The organism is Mastigocoleus sp. MO_188.B34 (genome assembly GCF_030065675.1).
Taxonomy (GTDB): Bacteria; Cyanobacteriota; Cyanobacteriia; order Cyanobacteriales; family Nostocaceae; genus Mastigocoleus.
Map to the genome: position 1 here is coordinate 1 of NZ_JASJDK010000120.1, position 21231 is coordinate 21231.

Genomic DNA, 21231 nt, shown 5'->3' on the forward strand with positions numbered 1-21231 from the left:
TAAAATCCATTAAGGGTGTTAAGATTTCCCGGTATTCTTCAAATTTTTTTCCTTGACTTTTTACCCTTGGCGTGCTTTCGCGGGAATGGAAGCGAGAAACGCGATAATTTTGGGCGATCGCTTCGTCTTTAAATGCGAAATAAATCCCCAAACCTGCGGGAATAGAATCGACATTGAGGACGCGATCGATGTATATTTTTAGTTCTTCTTGGTGATAGTATTTTTGGAAAGTATTGCGGGATGTAATGATACCATCGCCATAAACTACAATACCCCTGTGGCGATCGTCGATTAAGACTTGCGCTGCAATAACAAGGATGCGATCGGCTAATTCCCAAGCTTGTTGCAATGCTTTTTGTCTTTCTTGAAGATCTTCAATAACGTTAATTACATAGCCGATATTAACTAGATCTGCATTGTTAAGCGGATTGTCGGGAAAATAATAAGGATCCCATCCCGAACTTTGATAACCTTGTTTTGCGATCCTTTCGACATCACCACCGTAACCGCAACCGTAGTCAAAAAAAGTAATCCCTGCTGTAAATAAACCAGCTTCTTTTGCTAAACGCACCGGACGAGATAATTCTTTACGAACTATAGCAGCTTTATGACGTTCGATGCGAATATCTATTTTATTATTTTTTTGCGGGTCGATCGGACAGATCAATCGATGGCCTTCAAAACTAATACCTCTCCTTTTTAAGCGATATTCCCATTCATTGCGATTGCCAATAAAACGAGCATCGTCTAATAAACCTAAAGCTACTTCATTTTTAGTTAATTCTGCAAACTCTTGATAGGAAGGATAGTCGGGGGTGACAAAAGTTTCTTTGCGGTGGAGAATGGGGGGATTGTTAGTTTTAGTGTAGTCCCATTTTTTTGCTTCGAGGGTATTGAGATCGATGATGATGCTGTGTTTTAATGCTGGATGAGGATCGCGATCGAATTCGGGATAGCAAAGATAAGATATTTTAGCCCCATCGAAACTGAATTTGACAATAGTTGCTGTTTGTAAATCTATCTTGGCACTTCGAGCGCGTCGTTCGTATTTTTGTAGAATTGGATCGATCGCAGCGATCGCTTTAATATGGACGTAAAGAGCTGACGGTAAAAGTTTACCAACCTTACTATTTTGGCAAAGATCGACTATCTTAGTCCCATCTATATTTACTGCTGTCTCTGGTAAATCCATTTTCCGCGCTCTGTTCGGCTTGTTATTTACCTTACAACGAAACTTGCTCTTTATTGATTTGGTATTTAAATTTATATACATCGGCGATCGCCGGATATACATCTTGTCGGTTTGCGTCTATAATATGACTTGCTTTACGAGTATCTGAGTGGAGTCTTTTCAGTTCTAAAATGCGATCGAGATCTGCAAATGCTTCATCGATCTGACCCAGTCGATGCCATAATTGCGATCGCAGATAGTAAGTATAGGTATTTTCAGGATTGATCCGAATCGAACTATTATAATCAGTCATAGCTCGATCCCTCTGTCCGATCTCTGCCAACAATCGACCTCGCATAGTATATTTATAAGCGTTGAGATCGGGATTTTGACTGATGAATTGATTTAACTCGATAATTTCTGTTTTAAGATCTCTAATTTTTTGTTGCGGTGCAATTTGTTCGCGAAGTTGGTAAACTTCTTTGAGGGTAACGGAGCTATTATTAGCACCATAAATTAAATATCCACTATTATTATTTTTGCTGTAGATAATATTGCCATCAACGCTGTCTGGTTTGGCTGTTTTAATGCTGAGAATACAATCTAGATCTGCGATCGCTTTATTGATTTCTCCTTGTTCGACCCATAGTTTCGCTCTACGATAGTAGATCTCGATATCTTGAGGGTTAATGTCGATCGATTCGCTGTAATCGAAAATTGCATTATCTATTTCTCCTACTTTAATCCACAATTTGGCTCGTAAATTGTAAACATAAGTATCTTTATCGAGATTGTGGTGAATTGATTGGCTAAGATCCGAGATAGCAGATCTAAGATCGCCCTTTTTCTGTTTGGCGTTTCCTCGCAGTCGATAAACCTCTTTGAGATCGGGATGATGGTTATCTGGTTTGACTTTTTTAATGGCAATCATGCGATCGTAATCTGCAATGGCGCGATCGAGTTCGTTTAATTTCAGCCAGAGACAAGATCGCAAATAATAAACTTCAACATCGTGAGGATTGGCTTGAATCGAATTAGTATAGTCAGAAAGAGCCCCATCGATATCTTGCTGTTGAGATCGCATTTTGGCGCGATAATAATATCCTAGAGCTGGATCGATCTTAATGGCGCGATCGTAGTCTAATTGTGCCTCGACAACTTGACCTATTTTATCGCTAATCATCGCCCGAACCACATGAGCGCAAAAATGTCGCGGGTTTAATTCGATAATGCTATTGTAATCCGATATTGCCCCATCCAAGTCTTCTAATTCTACTTCCAACAATCCAGCTCGACCGTGATAGGCATCGATATAATTGGGATTGAGAGAAATAGCCCGAGTGTAGTCGGATATTGCCGCTTCTATTTTGCCCGAGCGAATGTTAAAGTAAGCTCGATAGTAATATTCTTCGGCATTGTGAGGCTGAACGTTCAAGATCGAACTATAATCTTGAAAATCTTTATCCTGAAGTACCAGTGCTGCTTTAGCCCGATAATATAGGCTTTCTAAATCTTTATTTCTTAAATCAATTATCTTTTCAAAATCTTTTTTAGCCGCACTTGCTTCATCCAGTCTTTTATGGGTTAAAGCGCGATTATAATAATATTTAGCTTTAGGAGCAATTTTAACGGCGCGATCGAAGTTTACTAAAGCCTTTTCAAATTTAGATAAATTCAAATAAATTTGTCCTTGAAGGTGGTATGCTTCGCTGTTATTTGGTGCAAAACGAAGATGACGCTTTAAATAGTCGATCGCATTTTTATTATTCCCCCGATAATAACTATCTTTAGCTTGTAAGTACAAGTTTTCGATGCTCATGGCTTCTGGTGGAAAATAGTTCTCTAACTGAGTTGCAGTTAACTTTATCTTAAAACCAGATCGAGAATTAGTATCATTTTTTTTGTAATACCATTTTTCAAAAACAGCTAGATAGCTCAAATTGATTTGATAATGTAATTAATTACCAAATAGTTAGTTATTTGTGAGTTTTTTGTGAAATAAGTCCCTTGTTACTTTCGAGAAATGCCATAATACCAATTTTCCAAAATAATGCTAAAGATAGATTTTCAGAATCTTTTGCCTATTGCCTCTTGCCTAACTTGCTAAGATGGCAAGAAAAAGCCAGAAGGGAGCAGGATAAAAAGCTAATTTTATGTAATTATTTTAGTTTTTATTGCTCCCCTCAGAACCGAGTCAAATTCTATCCAGTTATTGCGATCTTTCTGCAAAATCTTCCTTTAAAACTGGTTAAAATCATTAAAAAAAAGAATTTTTCCCCTTTTGACTAAAACCTATTTCTTGCTTTAGAATTCGGCACTTAAAGGAGCGCGAGGAAAAGGAATAACATCGCGAATATTCGCCATCCCAGTCATAAACTGAACCACCCTTTCAAAACCCAGACCAAAGCCAGCGTGGGGGACAGTTCCGTAGCGACGCAGATCTAAATACCACCATAATTCTTCTGGGGGGACTCCCGAATCTTTCATGCGTGTCTCTAATATATCTAGACGTTCTTCTCTTTGGGAACCGCCGATAATTTCACCTATTTTTGGTGCTAATACGTCCATAGCGGCGACGGTTTTATTATCGTCGTTTAAACGCATATAAAAAGCTTTAATTTCTGCGGGATAATCCGAAACAATTACAGGCTTTTTGCATAGTTCTTCCGCGAGATAGCGTTCGTGTTCTGACTGTAAATCCAAACCCCAACTTACTGGATATTCAAATTTAACCTTGGCTTTTTCTAAAAGCTTAATGGCTTCGGTATAAGTAATACGTTCAAATTTATTGTCAATTATATTGTTAGCCGTTTCCAATACAGTTTTATCTATCCGCAGATTAAAAAATTCCATATCTTCGGAACAATGTTTTAAAACGTACTGGAAGACATACTTGAGAAACTCCTCGGCTAAATCCATATCTCCGTTAAGATCGCAAAAAGCCATCTCTGGTTCCACCATCCAGAATTCCGCTAAGTGTCGAGAGGTATTGGAATTTTCCGCACGGAAAGTAGGACCGAAGGTATAGACGTTACTAAAGCTCATCGCCATGACTTCAGCTTCTAACTGACCGCTAACTGTCAAGTATGTGGGTTTTGCAAAAAAATCTTTGCTGTAGTCTACTTCCTTCTGATCCGTAAGTGGAACATTTTTTAAATCTAAATTAGTAACACTGAAAAGTTCGCCCGCACCTTCACAGTCACTTGCAGTGATAATAGGTGTGTGTACCCATAAAAATTCCCGTTCTTGGAAAAATTGGTGAATTGCTGTCGCGCAAGCATTTCTCACCCGTAAAACAGCGCCTAAAGAATTGGTACGATTCCGTAGATGTCCAATCGTACGTAAAAATTCAAAGGAATGACGCTTCTTTTGTAGGGGATAGGTTTCCGGATCTGCTTCACCATAAACTTTGATATTTTGTGCTTTGAGTTCGATTCGCTGTCCTTTTCCTTGAGAAGGTACCAATACTCCCATAACTTCTACTGAAGCACCTGTATTGAGTTTTTTTAGAACGGCTTCATAGTCTAATGTATTTTCGTCTAAAACTACTTGCAAACCAGCCAAGGAAGAACCATCGTTGACTTCTATAAAAGCAAATCCTTTTAATTCCCTTTTAGTTCGCACCCAGCCACACACAGTCAGCTTTTCATCAGCTTCGCCATTGTGCAGTACATCTTTAATCCGTCGATTTATCATCTTAACCAGCAAAACTTTTTAATAACCAGCCTATGATAACGCCCAATCCAGCAAAGCGGATGACTTGCCAGAAAGCATCTTTTAAGCCACTCTTGGAAAAAATGATAATACCACCAAATAGCGCCAGATAACTCCTGGAAAATAAACCCAAATTATCTTCTAAGGTTTCCAGTTGTGCTTTGACCTGCTCTAAATTTAATTTTAATTCTTGCTTCGAGTTATTTTGCAGAGTTTGTTTTTTAGTTGGTTTGTTTAGTTGCTCCAAGCGCTGATATAGTTCCAGTTGACGTTGTCGCTCAGCAACTATCTGACTATAGCGGTTTTTTAAAACTTCAAGTGTTTGTTCGGCTTCAAGAATTAACCCTTCAAATATCTCCAGGAGATTTTCTTCATCGGACTGTTTAGATGATCGGTCAGGTAAATTCATACAAGGTTGTAAAGTAAAGGAAAATGCCTAAATAATGAATGCCTACCCGTTATGTCTCAAGCTACCCATTTGAACCAAAATAATCAATTAAGTGAAATTAGTACTTTAGAACTAGCGCAAGCTTTAATGGAGAGATTGAGTATTTCTCCTAACGAGTGGCATCGACTCAAGTCTAACCGCAAAGCTCGTGCTTGCGAACAGACAGCAGCAGCATTAGTTTTTCTACTAAAAGACTCCCAACAAGAAGCCCTTCCAAGACTACAACAGGCTACTGGTTGGTTAGACCATTCTATTAGTGCACCACCTTGTCCGACCCATGGTCACAAGGAAAATAAAGGCTAGGTATTGCTAATTGCTATCTTTAGCTTTATTTATTCAGATTCAGGTAGCATTTGACGGTTGACACTTGAAACTAGAGTAAGGTAAGTTAACCGTCAATCATTGGCTATCAACTTTCTTAACCTAGATTTGATTTAAGTATGATACACATCACAGACATCCCCCAATTCCATGCTGTATATATTTGTAAGCGTTAAATAAGTGCTAGAACTTCCCTAACTCTGCTATACGTATCTGAGTGCTCTGCTTTTCAAAGATTTACTGATTTACTATTCTGCTGTTTATTTTGAGCGTAAAATAAGCAACCTCCTAAGCTTACTTTAGGAGTGTTTCAAAAATCTAATAAACATATAATAGAGATTCCTTTTTATTCTGCTAGATAGTATCTATATTCTCATTATTGAGAATATTAGTCTTACAGAAATTAGTTATTATTACGTGAAAGTAAAGGTATCCTAGGGCGACTTTCTAATTGCTTACAAAGTCTTAATTCAGTACCAGTTCTGTTCCACTCAACTCGGTCGAATATCAGATGCAAAATACTCAAACCACGACCACTCTCTGACTCATCCGGAGGAAGGTAGTCTTCAGGATCGTCATGATATTGACAATTCGGGTTGAAGCCACATCCTTGGTCTGAAATGATCCACCAGTATCTGTCGTCTATCAAAGAAAAACGAACAACTACCTTTTTACTAGGATCTAAATTATTTCCATGTTTTGCTGCGTTAACTAAGGCCTCTTGAAGCCCCAAACGCAGTTCGGCTTGCATTTTGTTTGGTATTTCTGCCAGGAGTAAATCTAAAATTGGGCAGAGATATAGAGTTGAGGCGAAACTAATAGTGCCCCAATTGCGTCCTACAGGACGGAGTGAAATAGTAATCACAAGAGAAACCCCGTAGCTTCAGAGTTAGCTAGACATCAGGCAAGCTGTCACAGGCACCCTGATTAAAATTTAGGTGGTCTTCTTTCCTTTAAGCAAGTTTTAATCTTTAGAAATAAATTTTGAAAATGCTTATTGCACTGACTATCTTTTATAGAATTAAGTTCTTAAATTAAGTTAATAACAAATCAGAATTTTATATATTTATCTGCAACCGCAGCTCGTAACTAAAAATTAGTTTTAAGTCAAAAGAGTGTTTGTATACTCTTTAGTTTCACTGATTTGTGATTTAAACAACTAAATTTATAACTTTCAAGAAGTCCATGCAGCTTTAATTTATTTACTCAAAAGGAATCATATTTTCAGATTAATTCAATTTTAGCATTTTTACTATACGCTAGGCTACAAATTTGAAATTTGACTTTTTTGTAAAGGGCTTACTTCCCAGATCTATTTGTGATAGAACGGCGAAAGCTGCTGCTTCGACGTGAGCAGTTTGTGGGAAAAAATCGGCAGGCACAACCATAGTTATATTATATACTCCATCTTGGCAAAGCAATTTTAAATCTCGAGCCAATGTCGAAGCTTTGCAACTGACATATACAATACGCTTTGGCTTTGATGTAAGAAGTGTTTCAATCACTTGAGGTTCGCATCCCTTACGTGGAGGGTCGAGTAAAACAATGTCTGGATTCAGACCCATTTTAGGTAGCAATTCCTCTACCTTTCCTGCATAAAATGTAACATTATCAATCTTGTTGATTCGGGCATTTAATTTTGCTTGTTCTACAGCTTTAACCTGCATTTCTAGACCCACGGCTTGTCCTACTTGTTTGGCAAGTGGCAGAGTTAATGTTCCAATGCCACAGTAAGTATCAAGAAGCAATTCATTACCTTGTAAATTCAGTTCTGACTGAATAATTTGCAACAGAGATTCAGCTGTCTCTGTATATACTTGGAAAAAAGTTTCAGCTTGAACTTGAAATTCCAAACCAGCAAATTTTTCTCGCAGATAAGGTCTGCCAGCGATACAACGAGTATCAGATCCAAATATGACATTCGTACGTTCGCCATTCTGGTTTAACATCACTCCCACAAGTGGGGGATAGTGGTCTAACCACTCTTGTGCTTGTTCTTCGATTCCTGGTATATTTAAGGTTTTTGCCACTATTGTTAATAAGATTTCGCCAGTCCGACGACCGATCCGGAAGCTGATGTGACGAATTTCTCCTTGGTGTAGCTTTTCATTGTATGGTGTCCAACCCCGTCGCTCTATGTCTTGTTTAACTCTTTTGAGTAAAGGTTCAAAGCGAATGTCTTGTATGGGGCAATGATTCAAATTAATTAATTTGTGGCTATTTTTTTGATAGTAACCAGCAATAAATTTACCGTTACCAGAAGTACCCACAGGGTAGGTGGCTTTATTGCGATAACCCATTGCTTCAGGCGCTCGTAAAACTGGAGTAACTGGGGGTTGTGCAAAACCTCCAATTCGTTCCAAAGCTTGAAGTACCCGATTATGCTTTGCTTCTAGCTGTAATTGATAATTAACATGTTGCCACTGACAACCACCGCACTTGTCTGCCACAATACATGATGGCCGAATGCGATTGGGTGATGGCTGTCTAATTTCCTGTAGCTTGCCATGGGCATATTTAGGTTTAACATGTAGGAGTCTAGTAAGAACCCGATCACCTGGTACTGTATCTGCTACAAATATTACTCTTCCATCCTTTTTACCAACACCATCTCCTGTATCATTCAAATCAACAATCTCAACTTCGATTAATTCACCCTGTCGCCATTTGGTTTCAGTCATTGCTATTTAGCTGTTTATTTACTTCACGTCTACTATCTACATTCAATAGTTGTAGCGTTATAAGCTAATAGTTGATGGATAACGGGTAAAAGTTATGAGCAAGGAGTAAGATTGTTCATTTTACCCATAACAGCTGCCATATGTCCAAAGAAAATTGTTAGCAGCGTTTTTACTGTGTTCCCATCACACAAGTTTTATTGCTGTTTTTCAAGAATTTTGGCTTGAAAGTAGATAAAATACAGGAATTTCAAGTTTTATCATCGGTCTATTTTACGGGCTAAGCCATGCTCTGTCTTTTTGAATAAAGGGTACTTGTTAAAATGTTCTCAAGCTCAAATATCTTGAAAACATTTGGGGAAGATTGAAGGATTTGAGCACAACTGTAGCAAGCATTAATTAATAACTGTTCACTTCTACCCCTCAGAGTCGTTAAACTAGCTAATAATATTTCATTTAAGACAATCGAAATAATCATGACTGTAGTAAGCCAAGTTATTCTCAAAGCTGATGACGAACTGCGTTACCCCAGCAGCGGCGAACTTAAGAACATCCAAGATTTTTTACAAACTGGACAACAAAGGGTAAGAATTGCCACAACCCTTTCTGAAAATGAGAAAAAAATAGTAGATCAAGCAACCAAACAATTATGGCAAAAACGACCTGATTTTATTTCCCCTGGTGGTAATGCTTACGGACAGAAGGAACGTTCCCTCTGTATCCGTGATTTTGGCTGGTATTTACGCTTGATTACTTACGGTGTTCTTGCTGGAGATGTAGATCCTATTGAAGATATTGGACTGGTTGGCGTACGTGAAATGTATAATTCTTTGGGAGTACCCGTTCCTGGAATGGTGGAAGCAATTAACTGTTTGAAAAAAGCTTCCTTGGAATTACTTAGTACAGAAGATGCCAATGAAGCTGCACCTTACTTTGATTACATCATTCAAGCAATGTCCTAGCTAAGACTTTAAGAGTTTAGTACCGCCTATTTGGGTGTTATTTTGGATTTTGAGGGAGTAATCACAAACCAATAAATTCAGGGAAAACTATTAGTCCCCAAAATTTATAAAATCCCCAATTTAATTTATCTTCCCCGCAAATATTGGTAATTCTGGCTTTATCAGTCAATTCACTAAGTAGGTGCGGGGAAATTCTATTTAAATATGTTTATAAAATCACATATACTGAGTAGTGAATTTGGATAACTAGTAAAATTCTATATCTTATTTCCAGCTAATTTTACGCGGTTACACTTGCAATTTAGCAAAAATATCAAAAATGATTATTCTAATATAAAAGTTGAAGGTTAATTCTAATATATATAACACCAATAAAAATGAAGTTTATATGATGCTATTTTTTAGCAAAAGCAATATTCAATGCATATAATTAGATATCCGGAAAGTTTCAATAATTTATAAAGAAAAGATTGATTTATTCATACAAACTTTACATAAAATTTAATAAGTCTTTGACACCATTTGAAAAATAAGAAATCAACTAACAAGCAAAAATAACATAAGTATCTCTATTTTTGTTAATCAATAAGACTTATGAATATCCCGAGTTGAAAATATCTAACAAGAACGAATACATCAAGTCTGCACAAAACTTTGCTGTCTGTAAATCTTCCGCCCTGAAGTGTGAGGAAATGGCGGAGAATCTGCACCCAAACGCCTTAAGTAAAATGGTAAATATTCCTTTACGGTCTTGTATGCAGGGATCCAATAAAGTCATAAGACACTGCTACAAGTAAGGAATGAATTGAAATACCTGAAATACCGATATATTCTCAGTGCCATTGCACCCTTTAAATTTGATATTGGCTATGGCATTTGAGAGTAGGTATATCTGAAGACAAAATCACGAATCTATTTCATATCCGATCAAATGAACGTGCTGATGGTTTGACTTGAATCATTAATACATTTGTTTTACTACCTAATAAATACTTTAGGACAGATTGACCCTGGTATAGGCTCCACAATATCTGATTTGGAGGAGCCGCTTAAGCGTTCTCATCTGCATGATTACAATTTCCCGATTAGAGTAAATCGCTGTGCAGTGGAATATATTATCCCTAATTTAAGGAAGTGAAAATAACAAAATAACTAGTCAGTTAATTTGCAGCTTCTGTGACAGATGTATTCATTTCTCTTATCCAAGCTAGAAGTGCATTTAAATATGCATTTGCAACTTTGCTTGCAACCTGTCTACCATCAAATGCAATGTTGAGGCTAGTAATTCCTTCCAATAACATTTGGGAGCCTTTTTCGGTTAAGGTCACATTGTTTTGACCACTGCTTTTGATTGCGCCGACTTTCAGTAACTGTCTGAATACGCGTTGGTATGCACCGATTCTTTCATTTTTTCGCTTGATTCGGGTAATTAAATCTGAAGTGTTAACTTCTTTTGTTTGCGCTCCAGAATCCCACAAAGCTAACAATAAGAGAGTTTGAGCGTTATCTTTCTTGGCTGTAGCTTTAGTTTTGGTTGTCTTTTTGCTAGTAGATTTAGCTTTTACTTCTTCGCTAGTTTTTGCAGCAAGCTTTTCAGAAGCTGACTTAGTTTTGCTTTGTTTAGTTGTACTTTGAGCTTTTTCAGTATTGGCTTTTGTTGCAGCTTTCTTGGAAGTTGATTTACTTCTAGTTTGTTTAGTAGCTACTGGAGCTTTCTCGGTAGAAGCCTTTGCAGTCGCAGTTTTCTTGGAAGTCGATTTTGCTTTGGTTTTCTTAGTTGTAACTGCAGCTTCCTCGGTAGCCACCTTTGCAGTCGCAGTTTTCTTGGAAGTTGATTTTGCTTTTGTCTTCCTAGTTGTAGTTGGAGCTTGCTCAGTCTTAGCCTTTACATCAGCTTTTTTAGTAGACTTGGTTCTAGTTTGCTTGGTACTAGTTAGAGATTTTTTTTCGTTAGCTTTTTTAGGTTCTACCTTTTGAGTGCTAGCTTTAGCCTTAGTTTTTTTCTCCACAGTCATAGTCTCACTAACGCTTTCATTTACGGAATTCTGCTCTTTTGATTTTCTAGTGCGAGACTTTAGGGTAGTCATTTTAGGATTAGATTTAGTCTTACTTTTAGTACTAGAACTAATTTTAGATTTTCTACTTTGAGAAGTTGTTTTTCTTGGTGCCATTTTGCGTGTTTAATTTTACCTCCACAACCAGGATAATCTAGCGATATATCTTTCTGGAGTATGGTAAAAAACATCAAGAAAATTTCTCTGAGGTATTTTGCCCTGGAGTATTTTTATTAACAAAAAATGACAGTAAACAATCTATTTTGCCTGATACTAAGTTTAATAAGGAAAAAGATAAATTCATTTCCTAGGGTTAATCTTTGTCTTGAGGAAGTTTCTTTAAAAAAACGCATGAGTATAAAGTATCGTCAGTGACTCAAGTCATCATATCTACAATCTTTATTGGAAAATAATCTGGGATTGCAGAATAAAGATTTCTCCAATATTCAAATAATATTGAGATTGAAAAATTGAATAAAAATCTCATCCAATCAAGACTTTGTACTAAGAGGATTTTGGGAATACCCCTTGAGTATAAAACCCCTCTTTCAAGGGGTTCATAGATCCAGTGAAGGAATGGAAACTTCGTACCTTCAAACTAGAGATATTTAATTATCCACCTGCAAATGATTAGCATCTTCAAACAGCACGTAGGAATTTTTATGGATATGGGATTATTGAACCCACAAATATCACACAAGTATTCATTTAAATTCTTCCAGTTGATCTAAACGCAACCAGATATTAGGTGTTGGAACTTTGCCAAACTTTACTAGAGCATAATCACCTTTGAGTTCTAAAATTTCTCCGCGACTTTCAAATAAATAAGACGGAAAACGGGAATCACTGGCTGTAGCTTCAGTACTATTTTCCAGTTGCTCACGGATTGCACGAACCATTGTTCCTTTTTTGATCGGCATTACAATTCCTCTTGAGGCTAGTGAAATGTATTCTCAAAGATTTTAGCTTTTCGGGAAGTTGAATTGCTCAGGTAATTGGTAATTGGAATGGATAATGGGTAATGGGTCATAAGTTTCCTTTTCCTAATGGAAAATTAATTATCAAACCTGAAGGTAATTTTACTTGTAGTTACGAGGGTTGAATTTGGTGAGTATAACTATGACTCGTGACAGCTTCTTTATATTTTTTCTTCTCGGACTCCCCTATTCCAGATCACTTCTGACATTGATCGCAAAAATGAGTAGAACGTCCTGCTAGTCTAATTTTCTGAATGGGTGTCTCACAAATCCTGCAGGGTTCCCCAGCCCGATTATAAACAAATGCTAAACCACCATAATTTCCATTAACACCTTTGACATTGAGGAAATTGCTAAAGGTTGTACCGCCAACTTCAATGCTGGCTTTTAAGACTTCAATAATTGCTATCCGCAAGTCCTTAATTTGTTTTGGCTGCAAATCTAGACACAGAGTTTCTGGTAAGATACCACTTTTAAATAGCGCTTCATCAGCATAAATATTACCCAAACCGGCGACTACCGACTGATCTAATAGTGCAGCCTTAATTAAACGACGGCGATTATGGAGTTTATTCGCTAAATACTCAGCGGTGAATTCTGGTACAAATGGATCTACCGCCAACTTACCCAAACCGGGGATCGCACTTTCAATTTCAACTTTTGGAGGAACCCACCACATCTGACCAAAAGTGCGTTGATCGACAAAACGTAATTCCTGTTCTTTACCAAAGAATATTCTAACTCTTGTGTGCTTGTGTACCGGTTCCTGAGGATGCAACCACAACAATTGACCTGTCATTCGTAAATGGACGCCCAGCCAACTTTTTTGACAAGGAGAAGATACACAATCTTTATATATTACATTTTTCTGTTCTCTTGGATCTCCAGATACAAGTTCGGCAAGAAGATACTTACCGCGACGATACCAACTGGTAATTCTGCTTTCTTGGATCCCGTCCAAAAATTCGGCAGCAGAAAAAGGATAGGCGATGGTGCGGTGAAGCAACACATCCCCACCCGTAATTTTTTGATTGAGGGTTAGTTGGTTTAACCCCCGTCTTACTGTTTCAACTTCAGGCAGTTCGGGCACAATTAAACGCCTTGAGTATTTCCTACAAAAACTAACACTAATTCTAAGCTGCTGGCTTTTTCTTAGCCTTGGCTTTGGGTGCTTCGATTTCTATCAACTCATCAACAGCAAAGTTATTAGTGTTAATGCCGGAATAGTTGACTTTCTCAAACCGAACAATTACAGGATACTTGATACCGCTTTTGTCAACTGTTGCTACAGTACCTACATCTTGGTACCAGTAAGATTCCCGACGAAGAATGCGAACTTTAGAACCACGTTGAACCATAAGTTTTTTACCTTTTAGTTATCAATTACCATTTTATGTTTGGCTAATTGATTTCACTCTACAACCTGAAGGCGTCCTTCAGAGGCTTTGTTAAGTTATTTTTCTTGAAAATTGGAGATTAGGTATTGATATTGAAATAGGATAAATAACCCAAGTTACTATTTATGGACAAAACTTTTAGATTCTCTGATATCCCCCTAAACCCTGCTTTTTAAAGGAGTTAGGGGAACTAAATTCGGCAGAACGTTAAATAGTAACTTAACTTAGATCTTGCACCTTACGGGTAAACCGTAAATATATAAATTAAACCGGTCAAACTGCTACAGCAAATAAATCAATTTACCTCAGTGTCAAATAGTTATAAATATTTCTTTAAATTAAAGTCTTAATACTTAAATAAGCAGGAGTATGGAAATCTTCCTAAAACCGAATTAGAGAAGTGGTCGCATTCGTGGCACTAGCCGCGCTTCTTGCAATTAATGGAAAAATAGACAAATTTAAGACAAAAAAATCTATTTGCCAGCAAATTTGCCCTTATTACTCGTAATTAAATGCTTTTTCTTGTTTTTTATGTCTTTTACTCTACTCATGTTGGGTTAATTTTCCATATTTTTTTATAAAAATGATAATCATAGAATTGGGTGGAGAGAGCAGTTGCTCATAGCAACTGCTCTCTCCCTAAAATAGCGATTATCATTATCTTTTATGACGAAAAATTGCGGATATATGGCAAAAAACGGCAAAAAATGGGAAAAAGGGCGTGAAATTTTTCGTTAGTTAAAGCAAGAACTATGCTTGCCACCGCCCAAGAGTTAGTTTACATCCTCAAAGATTTGATGCCGTGGAATTTTTCTGCACAAAAGGCAAAGCCTTCTCTAGTTGATTAGTTTGTTGGGAAGTAGGGCGCGCTTTATATAAAGGCTGTGCCTTTTGTGTAGGTGCCATGCGTCCCCTACTCGGTACCAAAAAGATAATTTAGAAGCAATGCTGGGATTGTTTTTAGAGGCACAGGGACGACCATTGCCAGAACATTCCAAAACCAAATCAGCAAGCGCTTTAAGCAGATTTTTAAATATTAATCACTGGTCAACGCGGGGGATGATTAGTATTATTAGAAACCAAATATTAGAGGTTGTTTTAAGGACTTTATTTGAGTCTGGTAAAGGACGTAGACCGTTCTTACAGGTAATTGTTGACCTCACAACCCTAGAGAAATGTGGAAAATTCCTGCGTATTTGAGGATTTAATCTCAGTTTATAACAGGAAACGGGGATTACATGTAGTAGTGTTGTATTTGGTTGTTGGGAAATGGCGAATACCCTGGAACTTCAGGGTATGGAGAGGTAAGGGTACTCCATCACCAGCCCAACTTGGCTTGAAGTTAATTAAGCGCTTACCAAAATTGCTGACCAAACACTTTAGGGTAATGATTTTGGCTGATACTGGTTTTGGTAGTGCAGAGTTTATACATGAAGTACGGAAGCTAAAATATCATGCAATCATAGGCGTAGCTATTAGCCGTAAACTTCTTGACGGAAGGTCTTTAAGGCATTTACATAAGCAGGGACAACAAGTACGCTTGGTCGGTTTAGACTTTCCTGTTACTGTGTCTTGGTATTATCTGAAACGTGAAAATGGCAGACTAGAAAAAAGAATTGTCATATCTACCAGACCCTTAAAAGCTAGCACTATCAAGTGGTGGGGAAAACGCAGATGGTGAGCCAGTGCGGTGGACGGGTTCCCCGGCATAAAGCAACTGGCGAACCCGAAGGGCAAATTGAGGGCTTCTTTAAAACCGCAAAGCACCGTTTTGGTCTGCACCGCTTCGGTCAAAATACTTTGCTTGGAGTGTATCGCTGGCTCATTCTTTCTTTGGCTGCTTACTTTATTGCCCACTGGACTTATTTATCGACTCAGTCATCGTTACCACCTGATTGGGGTGAGGCTGCACAAACAGCTTTGGAATCTATCTTCACAAAAATAGTAGTGTCTCTTCTTTTACTTAATATTGAACGCTTAATTTCTATTGCACGTAGTTGTGGTTTTGACATCTATATTTCCAGGTGCAAGATCTAAGCGCCCAAGGGGCGCGATTACACGCCCGCAACTAATAAAAGAAACACAATAAATCAAATTTTAGGGTCAATAACTTATACACTGAAAAAGTACCATGACAGTAAAAGCCGTTATTACATTGGTGCAGTATTCGTCCGAATCTAAGCGTGGTTCTGGGTGATGTTGGCAACAGTATTGGTGAAGTAGCATCGCTACTATCCCGTGACCGGAGATTAAATTTACTTGCCCACCCAGGCATGGTACACCCAATCAAATAAGCAATTCTATTTCTTTGTTTACTCTCATGAGCAAGCGTAAAAAGCCAAAAAGCCAAGATTTAGATCGAAATCTACGCCAAATTAATCTTAATGCTGCAGGGATTGATATTGGTGCAGATAGGCATTGGGTTAGTGTACCTCTGGGAAGGGATAACGAGAATATACGGAGCTTTGCTTGTTTTACAGCCGACCTTTATACAATGGCAGATTGGTTGAAGAAATGCGGTATTGAAACCATAGCAATGGAGTCAACAGGTGTTTATTGGATACCTGTATTTCAAATATTAGAAAGTCGTGGTTTTGAGGTTAAGCTGGTCAACGCTCACTACGTTAAAACTGTACCTGGTCGTAAAACAGATGTATTAGATTGTCAGTGGCTGCAACAACTACACACATATGGTTTATTATCTGGTTCATTTCGACCAGAAGACCAAATTTGTGCATTACGCAGTTATATACGTCAAAGGGATAATCTGATCAAAAGTGCTTGTGTTCATGTACAAAGAATGCAAAAAGCCTTGACGCAAATGAATATACAATTACATCGGGTAATTAGTGATATTACAGGCACTACTGGATTAAGTATCATTCGAGCGATCGTATCTGGAGAACATAATCCAATCAAGTTAGCTGATCTTAAGGATGGGCGCATTAAGGCAAGTAAAGAGAAGATTGCTGCATCTTTAACTGGAGATTATCGCCCAGAATTAGTTTTCATTCTCCAACAAGAACTAAAGTTTTACGAATTTTACCAGTCCCAGATTGCAGACTGTGATAACCAAGTAGAGCAATGCTTGGCTTCATTTACGGATAAGGTTGATATCACAAAAAAACCTTTGAATAAACCAAAACGTCGTGGGAAAAAACAACCCGGAAATGCACCACAATTTGATTTACGTACACATTTATATCGTATTAGTGGTGTTGATTTTACTCAAGTTGATGGTTTTGGTGCTTTGACTGTACTAATATTACTCTCCGAGCTTGGATTAGATCCCTCTCGCTTCCCAACTGTTAAGCATTTTACTTCTTGGTTGGGTTTATGTCCTGGTAGTCGTGTTACTGGTGGTAAAGTCAAGAGTTCTAAAACTCGCCCTGTAGCTAATCGTGCTGCAAATGCTTTACGCATGGCAGCCCAAACTTTGTCCCGTAGCCACTCTGCCTTAGGTGCTTACTACCGTCGCATGCAAACACGCCTAGGTGCACCAAAAGCAATCACTGCTGCTGCACACAAATTGGCACGTATTTTTTATCACATGCAGGACATCTGGAGGTGCTTATACTGATCCTGGTATTAACGCTTATGAGCAACAGTATCATGACCGGATGCTCAAAAACCTCAAGAAAAAAGCTCAAGCTTTTGGCTTGGAACTCATTCCTATTTCCAATACCAGCAAATCTGTTGATTCAAAAACTCAAACCCTTGCTAGTTAAGGATTTAAGAATGTGTTTCTTAGGAGTTAATAGGAAAAAGCGGAAAGTGACAGAAGAGGGATACAGCATATTTCAGGTTACTGAGGTACATCCATACAGACAGTAATGCTTGTATAACAAAAGTTTAAGGATATAGTTTTGTACCTCATTTACTTGCAAAGTGCTGTAAAAATCTTCAATTGATAAAGATGGGGAATGTGTTGATTTAGAGATTAAGCCTGTCACACGGTATGTTTATTTCACTTCACAATAAAAAATGTCGGTAGTCAGAGATTTACCCTATTACCGACATTATTGATAATTGATTTAATTTAATGGGGGTGGAGGGACTTGAACCCTCACGACCTTTTACGGTCAACGGATTTTCATCCTCCCGCAGCTTTCGCTACTGTCTATAAGCTAAATTAACTATTTAGACTTTGAGAATTGGACTCTCTCTTTACCCTCGTCTTAACGTTAGGGTAGCTCCCGTCGAGTCTCTGCACCTTCCAAATTTAGGATAATTAATCTTAAATTGGCTTGGCTCAGGATTGCCGTGTCTATTAACTAGATTTAGGTTTCCCTGAGTTTGAGAGCTTCCACTTGAAAGATTTCTCTATCAAGGCTCAGTTTTCTAAGTCCGTAGCGTCTACCATTCCGCCACACCCCCAAAACTGAAGATAATTAGAGAGTTTTTAGACCTGTCGCTAAGCTAGGTCGGAAAAAACCTCCTCATATATTCCAGCATGAATTGTATTTTTTGTCCATTAAATTTTGAATTTTTTTTTCGACCTCCTAGGATTAAGTATGAGTATTTGCTGTTTGATGCAAGAAATCAATCACGCCCTAAAATCTTGTAAGTCTCTCCAGGATTGATTTTTAGAGTATATTATCCCCAAAATAATTACTTCTTGGAACTGAAGAATTTTAGGAAAGTTAATAAAACCAAAGACAAGGGTAAAGCATGAAGGGTTGATTAACAGAAATGTGAGATAAATTAAAAGCAAGCGTTATGATAATATAAGCTCTTGTGCTGCAGCGTGCAGTATCTTGTATCTTCGCTATTGCCCTAGTAACCATACCGTTAAGGCAAGGTAAATAAGGGTGAATGCTTATCAATAATCAAACAAAATCCGTGGAGTTCGGTCTAGTATTGCTAGATTTTTTTAAGCGGAACATGTTATGTGTCCTTCATGAGTACAAAGTAAAAGAGATGCTTGTAGCGCTACTATATCTGGCTTTGGCAGGAACTTACTTATTAGTCATGCCTGTTTTTATTTTGCTATATCTCAATTTTCGCTGGTATGTTGCCAGTTCACTAGAGCGCGCTTTTATGTACTTTTTAGTTTTCTTTTTCTTCCCTGGTTTATTGTTGCTATCGCCCATCGTAAACTTGCGACCCCGGCGACGCAAAATTGCAATGTAGTCATAATTTGGTAGGTCATAAATTGGATGCGACGCATTGATGCGATTGGAATTGGTTTAGGTGTTTTTGTTGCAGGTGGTTTGATATATTTGGTACTGCAACAAGTTGGTTTAGACAGCCAGTCTGCTGGTATTTGGAGCCAGGTATTACTAGTTGGTGGTTTACTTGGCTGGTTATTCACCTATCTTTTTCGTGCAGTGGGCAATAAAATGACCTACCATCAACAACGGGAACAATACGAAGAAGCTTTTTTTCAAAAACGTTTAGATGAGCTTTCCGAAGAAGAATTAGCAAAAATACAAGCTGAGATAGAACAGGAAAAAATGAATAATTAAACATATTTTGCAAATTTTTTTTCAAGCTCATTCATTTCCAATCTCCTTAGGCAGTTATATTTTTTCTGGAAACTTAAGTTTATACTAATTTTTATTATTTATTTCAATTTAGTTCTGCGTTATTATTAGGACTTACGCAACCGGCACATTTTTCTTGTAGGGTGTGTGACACAAGTGAGTTAGCCTGAACGTATTAATAAGGCTTTGAGTGTCACACACCACCGGTGTATTATGACAATTGCGTAAGTCATGATTATTTATCTGCAGTTATGAAATTGCTGTAGTCTGAAATTATAGTAAATGCGTTAACTGTAGTCTTAATCATCAAATAAAATTTCAAGTTTAACTGTTATGGATTGGATATTCTCGTCCTCTACATAAATTTGGTCAAATCTATATGGGTTAATGTAAATGGGCTTAATCAACCAGTCATACCTACAGGCTAGTACTATGTAATAGCTTATAATTCTAAGTGCCGTACAAAAAACGGTAAAAATTTTAAGATTATTCAGGGGTGTCTGGTTATTTCTTAAACCAAAGTTAAAGTTCTTCAGATTTCGCTTATAGCTTTTCAAACCAACCTTAGTGAGTAATAATATTTTTACTAAATTTAAATATTTTTCAGATAAAATTCCAAAAAAATGTAAAGATTTTCCCACATGTTAGATATCTGGAGCTAAAGTTAATTCTTGTAAAATCCGGACGTATAAGCAGTCAATCTGTAATAAGACTCAATTATTAATTTTGATAGAACCGGAAGAGAATATTAAAAATATATAACCCTAATGTTTGTTATCATCTCTCCGAGTAGACAATTTAACGGATATGATCTTGAATATATAAGGCACATATTAGACGGTGGAAAAACTGTTTATTATTACTGTTAAGGTAGAATTTGTTAGAGTATAAATTTTATGAAAATTCTTCTAGGGTAGTAAATTTATGAATGTGAGAGAGTGTAATTGTTTATCAGTACATATTGGTTTCGTAGTTAGGGGGCAAAGACGATGAGTGAAAGTATGGCATTTATCGGTGGTGTCGCTGTCGCAGGCTTAGCAGCACTTTTACTATTAAAAGGAGCAGGTGGGAATGCAGCACAGAATTTTTCCATACCTTCCCAACAACCACAGCAACCTGTAGTTGCTCCACCTGCAATCCCGCCTGCGAACCAGTATTCTTACCTGCCACAAAATCCTCCATCCTCTCCTGGGAACTTAGTCAACGAGCAACTACGCTCTGACATGGATCGTGTAAAGTTGCAAATGGAAAACATGCAACGGGAGAACGATCGACTGAGAAATCGTAACGAGCAGTTGCAAACTCAAATCAGTCAACAATATCAAGCACAGTTACAGGTTCTAAATCCTCAAACTATTCAACATACTCCACAACAAGTTGCTTCACCTCTTGCTGTTGAAAATCAGTGGTGGTCTTCAGGTATTTTGTGGGGAGCAGTTGGTGGAATGGCTCTTACTGTTGGTGGTGGAGTTGTGGTAGCAGGAGTTTCTGCTTTATTTTCCCAAAAACCACGTTCTACTCGTACGGTACAGGTAATTCATCCTTATAATTCTCCTAATCCAACATTAACTCCTGTGAGACGCGCAGAGTTTTTGCCACCACGTGCAGAACACAGAAGGGCTGAAGCTACAGAATACGAGGATATATACTAAATATTCTAAATATTCTTAAATATACCCTGATATTTTGCTGTTGTCTCATAATCAATAATCTGGAATCTCACTTTGAGGACACCTCCACGACATAGTTGCGCGGAGGTATTATTTATTTGTATAACTAGAACAGTCCTTAACCTACTTTGTATAGAACTACAGAAGACCTCAGCAGAATTTGGAGTTTTTTTCCTTGAAGGCACCCGGCACCCCAACGAAACTAACGTTAAAGCTTTATGAGAGCAATCCTTGGAACTTGGAATCAGCAATTCTCATTTTGAAAAATTAATATAAGCAAATACAATCTACTTACGTGATAACAAGGTAAATTATTCGCAACCATTTGTCGTGGATAATCAAAAATCGGCATT

The 21231-nt window shown here is 37.6% G+C and carries 18 protein-coding genes and 1 pseudogene; 9 read left to right on the plus strand and 10 right to left on the minus strand.

Going from position 1 to position 21231, the window contains the following annotated elements:
* The 4 genes from QNJ50_RS22665 to QNJ50_RS22680 form a co-directional block, all read right to left on the minus strand.
* A partial coding sequence (locus tag QNJ50_RS22665; protein ID WP_300639872.1) for a DNA phosphorothioation-associated putative methyltransferase occupies window positions 1–1192 on the minus strand: 1192 nt, incomplete at its 3' end.
* 31 nt (window positions 1193–1223) lie between these two features.
* Complete coding sequence (locus tag QNJ50_RS22670) at window positions 1224–3110, minus strand: tetratricopeptide repeat protein (RefSeq protein WP_300639876.1); 1887 nt, start codon at window positions 3108–3110, stop codon at window positions 1224–1226.
* Window positions 3111–3475: 365 nt separating this feature from the next.
* Window positions 3476–4867 (minus strand): asparagine--tRNA ligase, encoded by a 1392-nt coding sequence (asnS, locus tag QNJ50_RS22675; RefSeq protein ID WP_300639920.1) that lies wholly within the window; start codon window positions 4865–4867, stop codon window positions 3476–3478.
* Window position 4868: 1 nt separating this feature from the next.
* Window positions 4869–5294: a hypothetical protein gene (locus QNJ50_RS22680; protein WP_300639879.1), complete on the minus strand. Its 426-nt coding sequence runs from the start codon at window positions 5292–5294 to the stop codon at window positions 4869–4871.
* A gap of 51 nt (window positions 5295–5345) precedes the next feature.
* On the opposite strand from QNJ50_RS22680, the gene QNJ50_RS22685 reads away from it, so the two are divergent.
* Window positions 5346–5636: a DUF6439 family protein gene (locus QNJ50_RS22685; RefSeq protein ID WP_300639882.1), complete on the plus strand. Its 291-nt coding sequence runs from the start codon at window positions 5346–5348 to the stop codon at window positions 5634–5636.
* Window positions 5637–6057: 421 nt separating this feature from the next.
* On the opposite strand, the gene QNJ50_RS22690 is transcribed toward QNJ50_RS22685, so the two are convergent.
* Both QNJ50_RS22690 and rlmD read right to left on the minus strand, forming a co-directional pair.
* Entirely contained in the window at window positions 6058–6519 is a 462-nt protein-coding gene (locus tag QNJ50_RS22690) for an anti-sigma regulatory factor (protein ID WP_300639885.1), read from the minus strand.
* A 394-nt stretch (window positions 6520–6913) separates the two neighbouring features.
* Window positions 6914–8335 (minus strand): 23S rRNA (uracil(1939)-C(5))-methyltransferase RlmD, encoded by a 1422-nt coding sequence (rlmD, locus tag QNJ50_RS22695; RefSeq protein ID WP_300639888.1) that lies wholly within the window; start codon window positions 8333–8335, stop codon window positions 6914–6916.
* A 473-nt stretch (window positions 8336–8808) separates the two neighbouring features.
* On the opposite strand from rlmD, the gene apcD reads away from it, so the two are divergent.
* Window positions 8809–9294, plus strand: coding sequence for an allophycocyanin subunit alpha-B (gene apcD, locus QNJ50_RS22700; RefSeq protein ID WP_027843405.1), 486 nt, complete (start codon window positions 8809–8811; stop codon window positions 9292–9294).
* A 1160-nt stretch (window positions 9295–10454) separates the two neighbouring features.
* Here the strand turns inward: apcD and QNJ50_RS22705 are convergent.
* From QNJ50_RS22705 to QNJ50_RS22720, 4 genes are all read right to left on the minus strand, one after another.
* Window positions 10455–11465, minus strand: coding sequence for a hypothetical protein (locus tag QNJ50_RS22705; RefSeq protein ID WP_300639895.1), 1011 nt, complete (start codon window positions 11463–11465; stop codon window positions 10455–10457).
* A 587-nt stretch (window positions 11466–12052) separates the two neighbouring features.
* Window positions 12053–12268, minus strand: a complete 216-nt coding sequence (locus QNJ50_RS22710; protein ID WP_300639897.1) for an NAD(P)H-quinone oxidoreductase subunit O — start codon at window positions 12266–12268, stop codon at window positions 12053–12055.
* A gap of 253 nt (window positions 12269–12521) precedes the next feature.
* Window positions 12522–13415 (minus strand): DNA-formamidopyrimidine glycosylase, encoded by an 894-nt coding sequence (locus QNJ50_RS22715; RefSeq protein WP_300639900.1) that lies wholly within the window; start codon window positions 13413–13415, stop codon window positions 12522–12524.
* A gap of 43 nt (window positions 13416–13458) precedes the next feature.
* Window positions 13459–13683 carry a photosystem I reaction center subunit IV gene (locus QNJ50_RS22720; protein WP_300639903.1) on the minus strand — a complete coding sequence of 75 codons (225 nt, stop codon included), beginning with the start codon at window positions 13681–13683 and terminating at the stop codon, window positions 13459–13461.
* Between the two features lie 984 nt (window positions 13684–14667).
* On the opposite strand from QNJ50_RS22720, the gene QNJ50_RS22725 reads away from it, so the two are divergent.
* The 7 genes and pseudogenes from QNJ50_RS22725 to QNJ50_RS22755 all read left to right on the plus strand — a co-directional run bounded on the left by QNJ50_RS22725 (window position 14668) and on the right by QNJ50_RS22755 (window position 20860).
* Window positions 14668–14922 carry a hypothetical protein gene (locus tag QNJ50_RS22725; RefSeq protein WP_300639906.1) on the plus strand — a complete coding sequence of 85 codons (255 nt, stop codon included), beginning with the start codon at window positions 14668–14670 and terminating at the stop codon, window positions 14920–14922.
* Window positions 14900–15403 carry a hypothetical protein gene (locus QNJ50_RS22730; RefSeq protein WP_300639909.1) on the plus strand — a complete coding sequence of 168 codons (504 nt, stop codon included), beginning with the start codon at window positions 14900–14902 and terminating at the stop codon, window positions 15401–15403. Before QNJ50_RS22725 ends, QNJ50_RS22730 begins: the two co-directional genes overlap by 23 nt.
* Window positions 15397–15759 (plus strand): hypothetical protein, encoded by a 363-nt coding sequence (locus QNJ50_RS22735; RefSeq protein WP_300639912.1) that lies wholly within the window; start codon window positions 15397–15399, stop codon window positions 15757–15759. The genes QNJ50_RS22730 and QNJ50_RS22735 overlap by 7 nt, the downstream gene beginning before the upstream one ends.
* Window positions 15760–16042: 283 nt before the next feature.
* Window positions 16043–17450 (plus strand): annotated as a pseudogene (locus tag QNJ50_RS22740) (IS110 family transposase).
* A gap of 1156 nt (window positions 17451–18606) precedes the next feature.
* Complete coding sequence (gene ndhL / locus QNJ50_RS22745) at window positions 18607–18855, plus strand: NAD(P)H-quinone oxidoreductase subunit L (protein ID WP_300639923.1); 249 nt, start codon at window positions 18607–18609, stop codon at window positions 18853–18855.
* A 26-nt stretch (window positions 18856–18881) separates the two neighbouring features.
* A complete protein-coding gene (locus tag QNJ50_RS22750; RefSeq protein WP_300639915.1) occupies window positions 18882–19190 on the plus strand; it encodes a DUF3007 family protein in 309 nt (102 codons plus the stop codon).
* A 1007-nt stretch (window positions 19191–20197) separates the two neighbouring features.
* Entirely contained in the window at window positions 20198–20860 is a 663-nt protein-coding gene (locus tag QNJ50_RS22755; RefSeq protein ID WP_300639918.1) for a heterocyst differentiation related protein, read from the plus strand.
* Window positions 20861–21231: the final 371 nt, after the last annotated feature.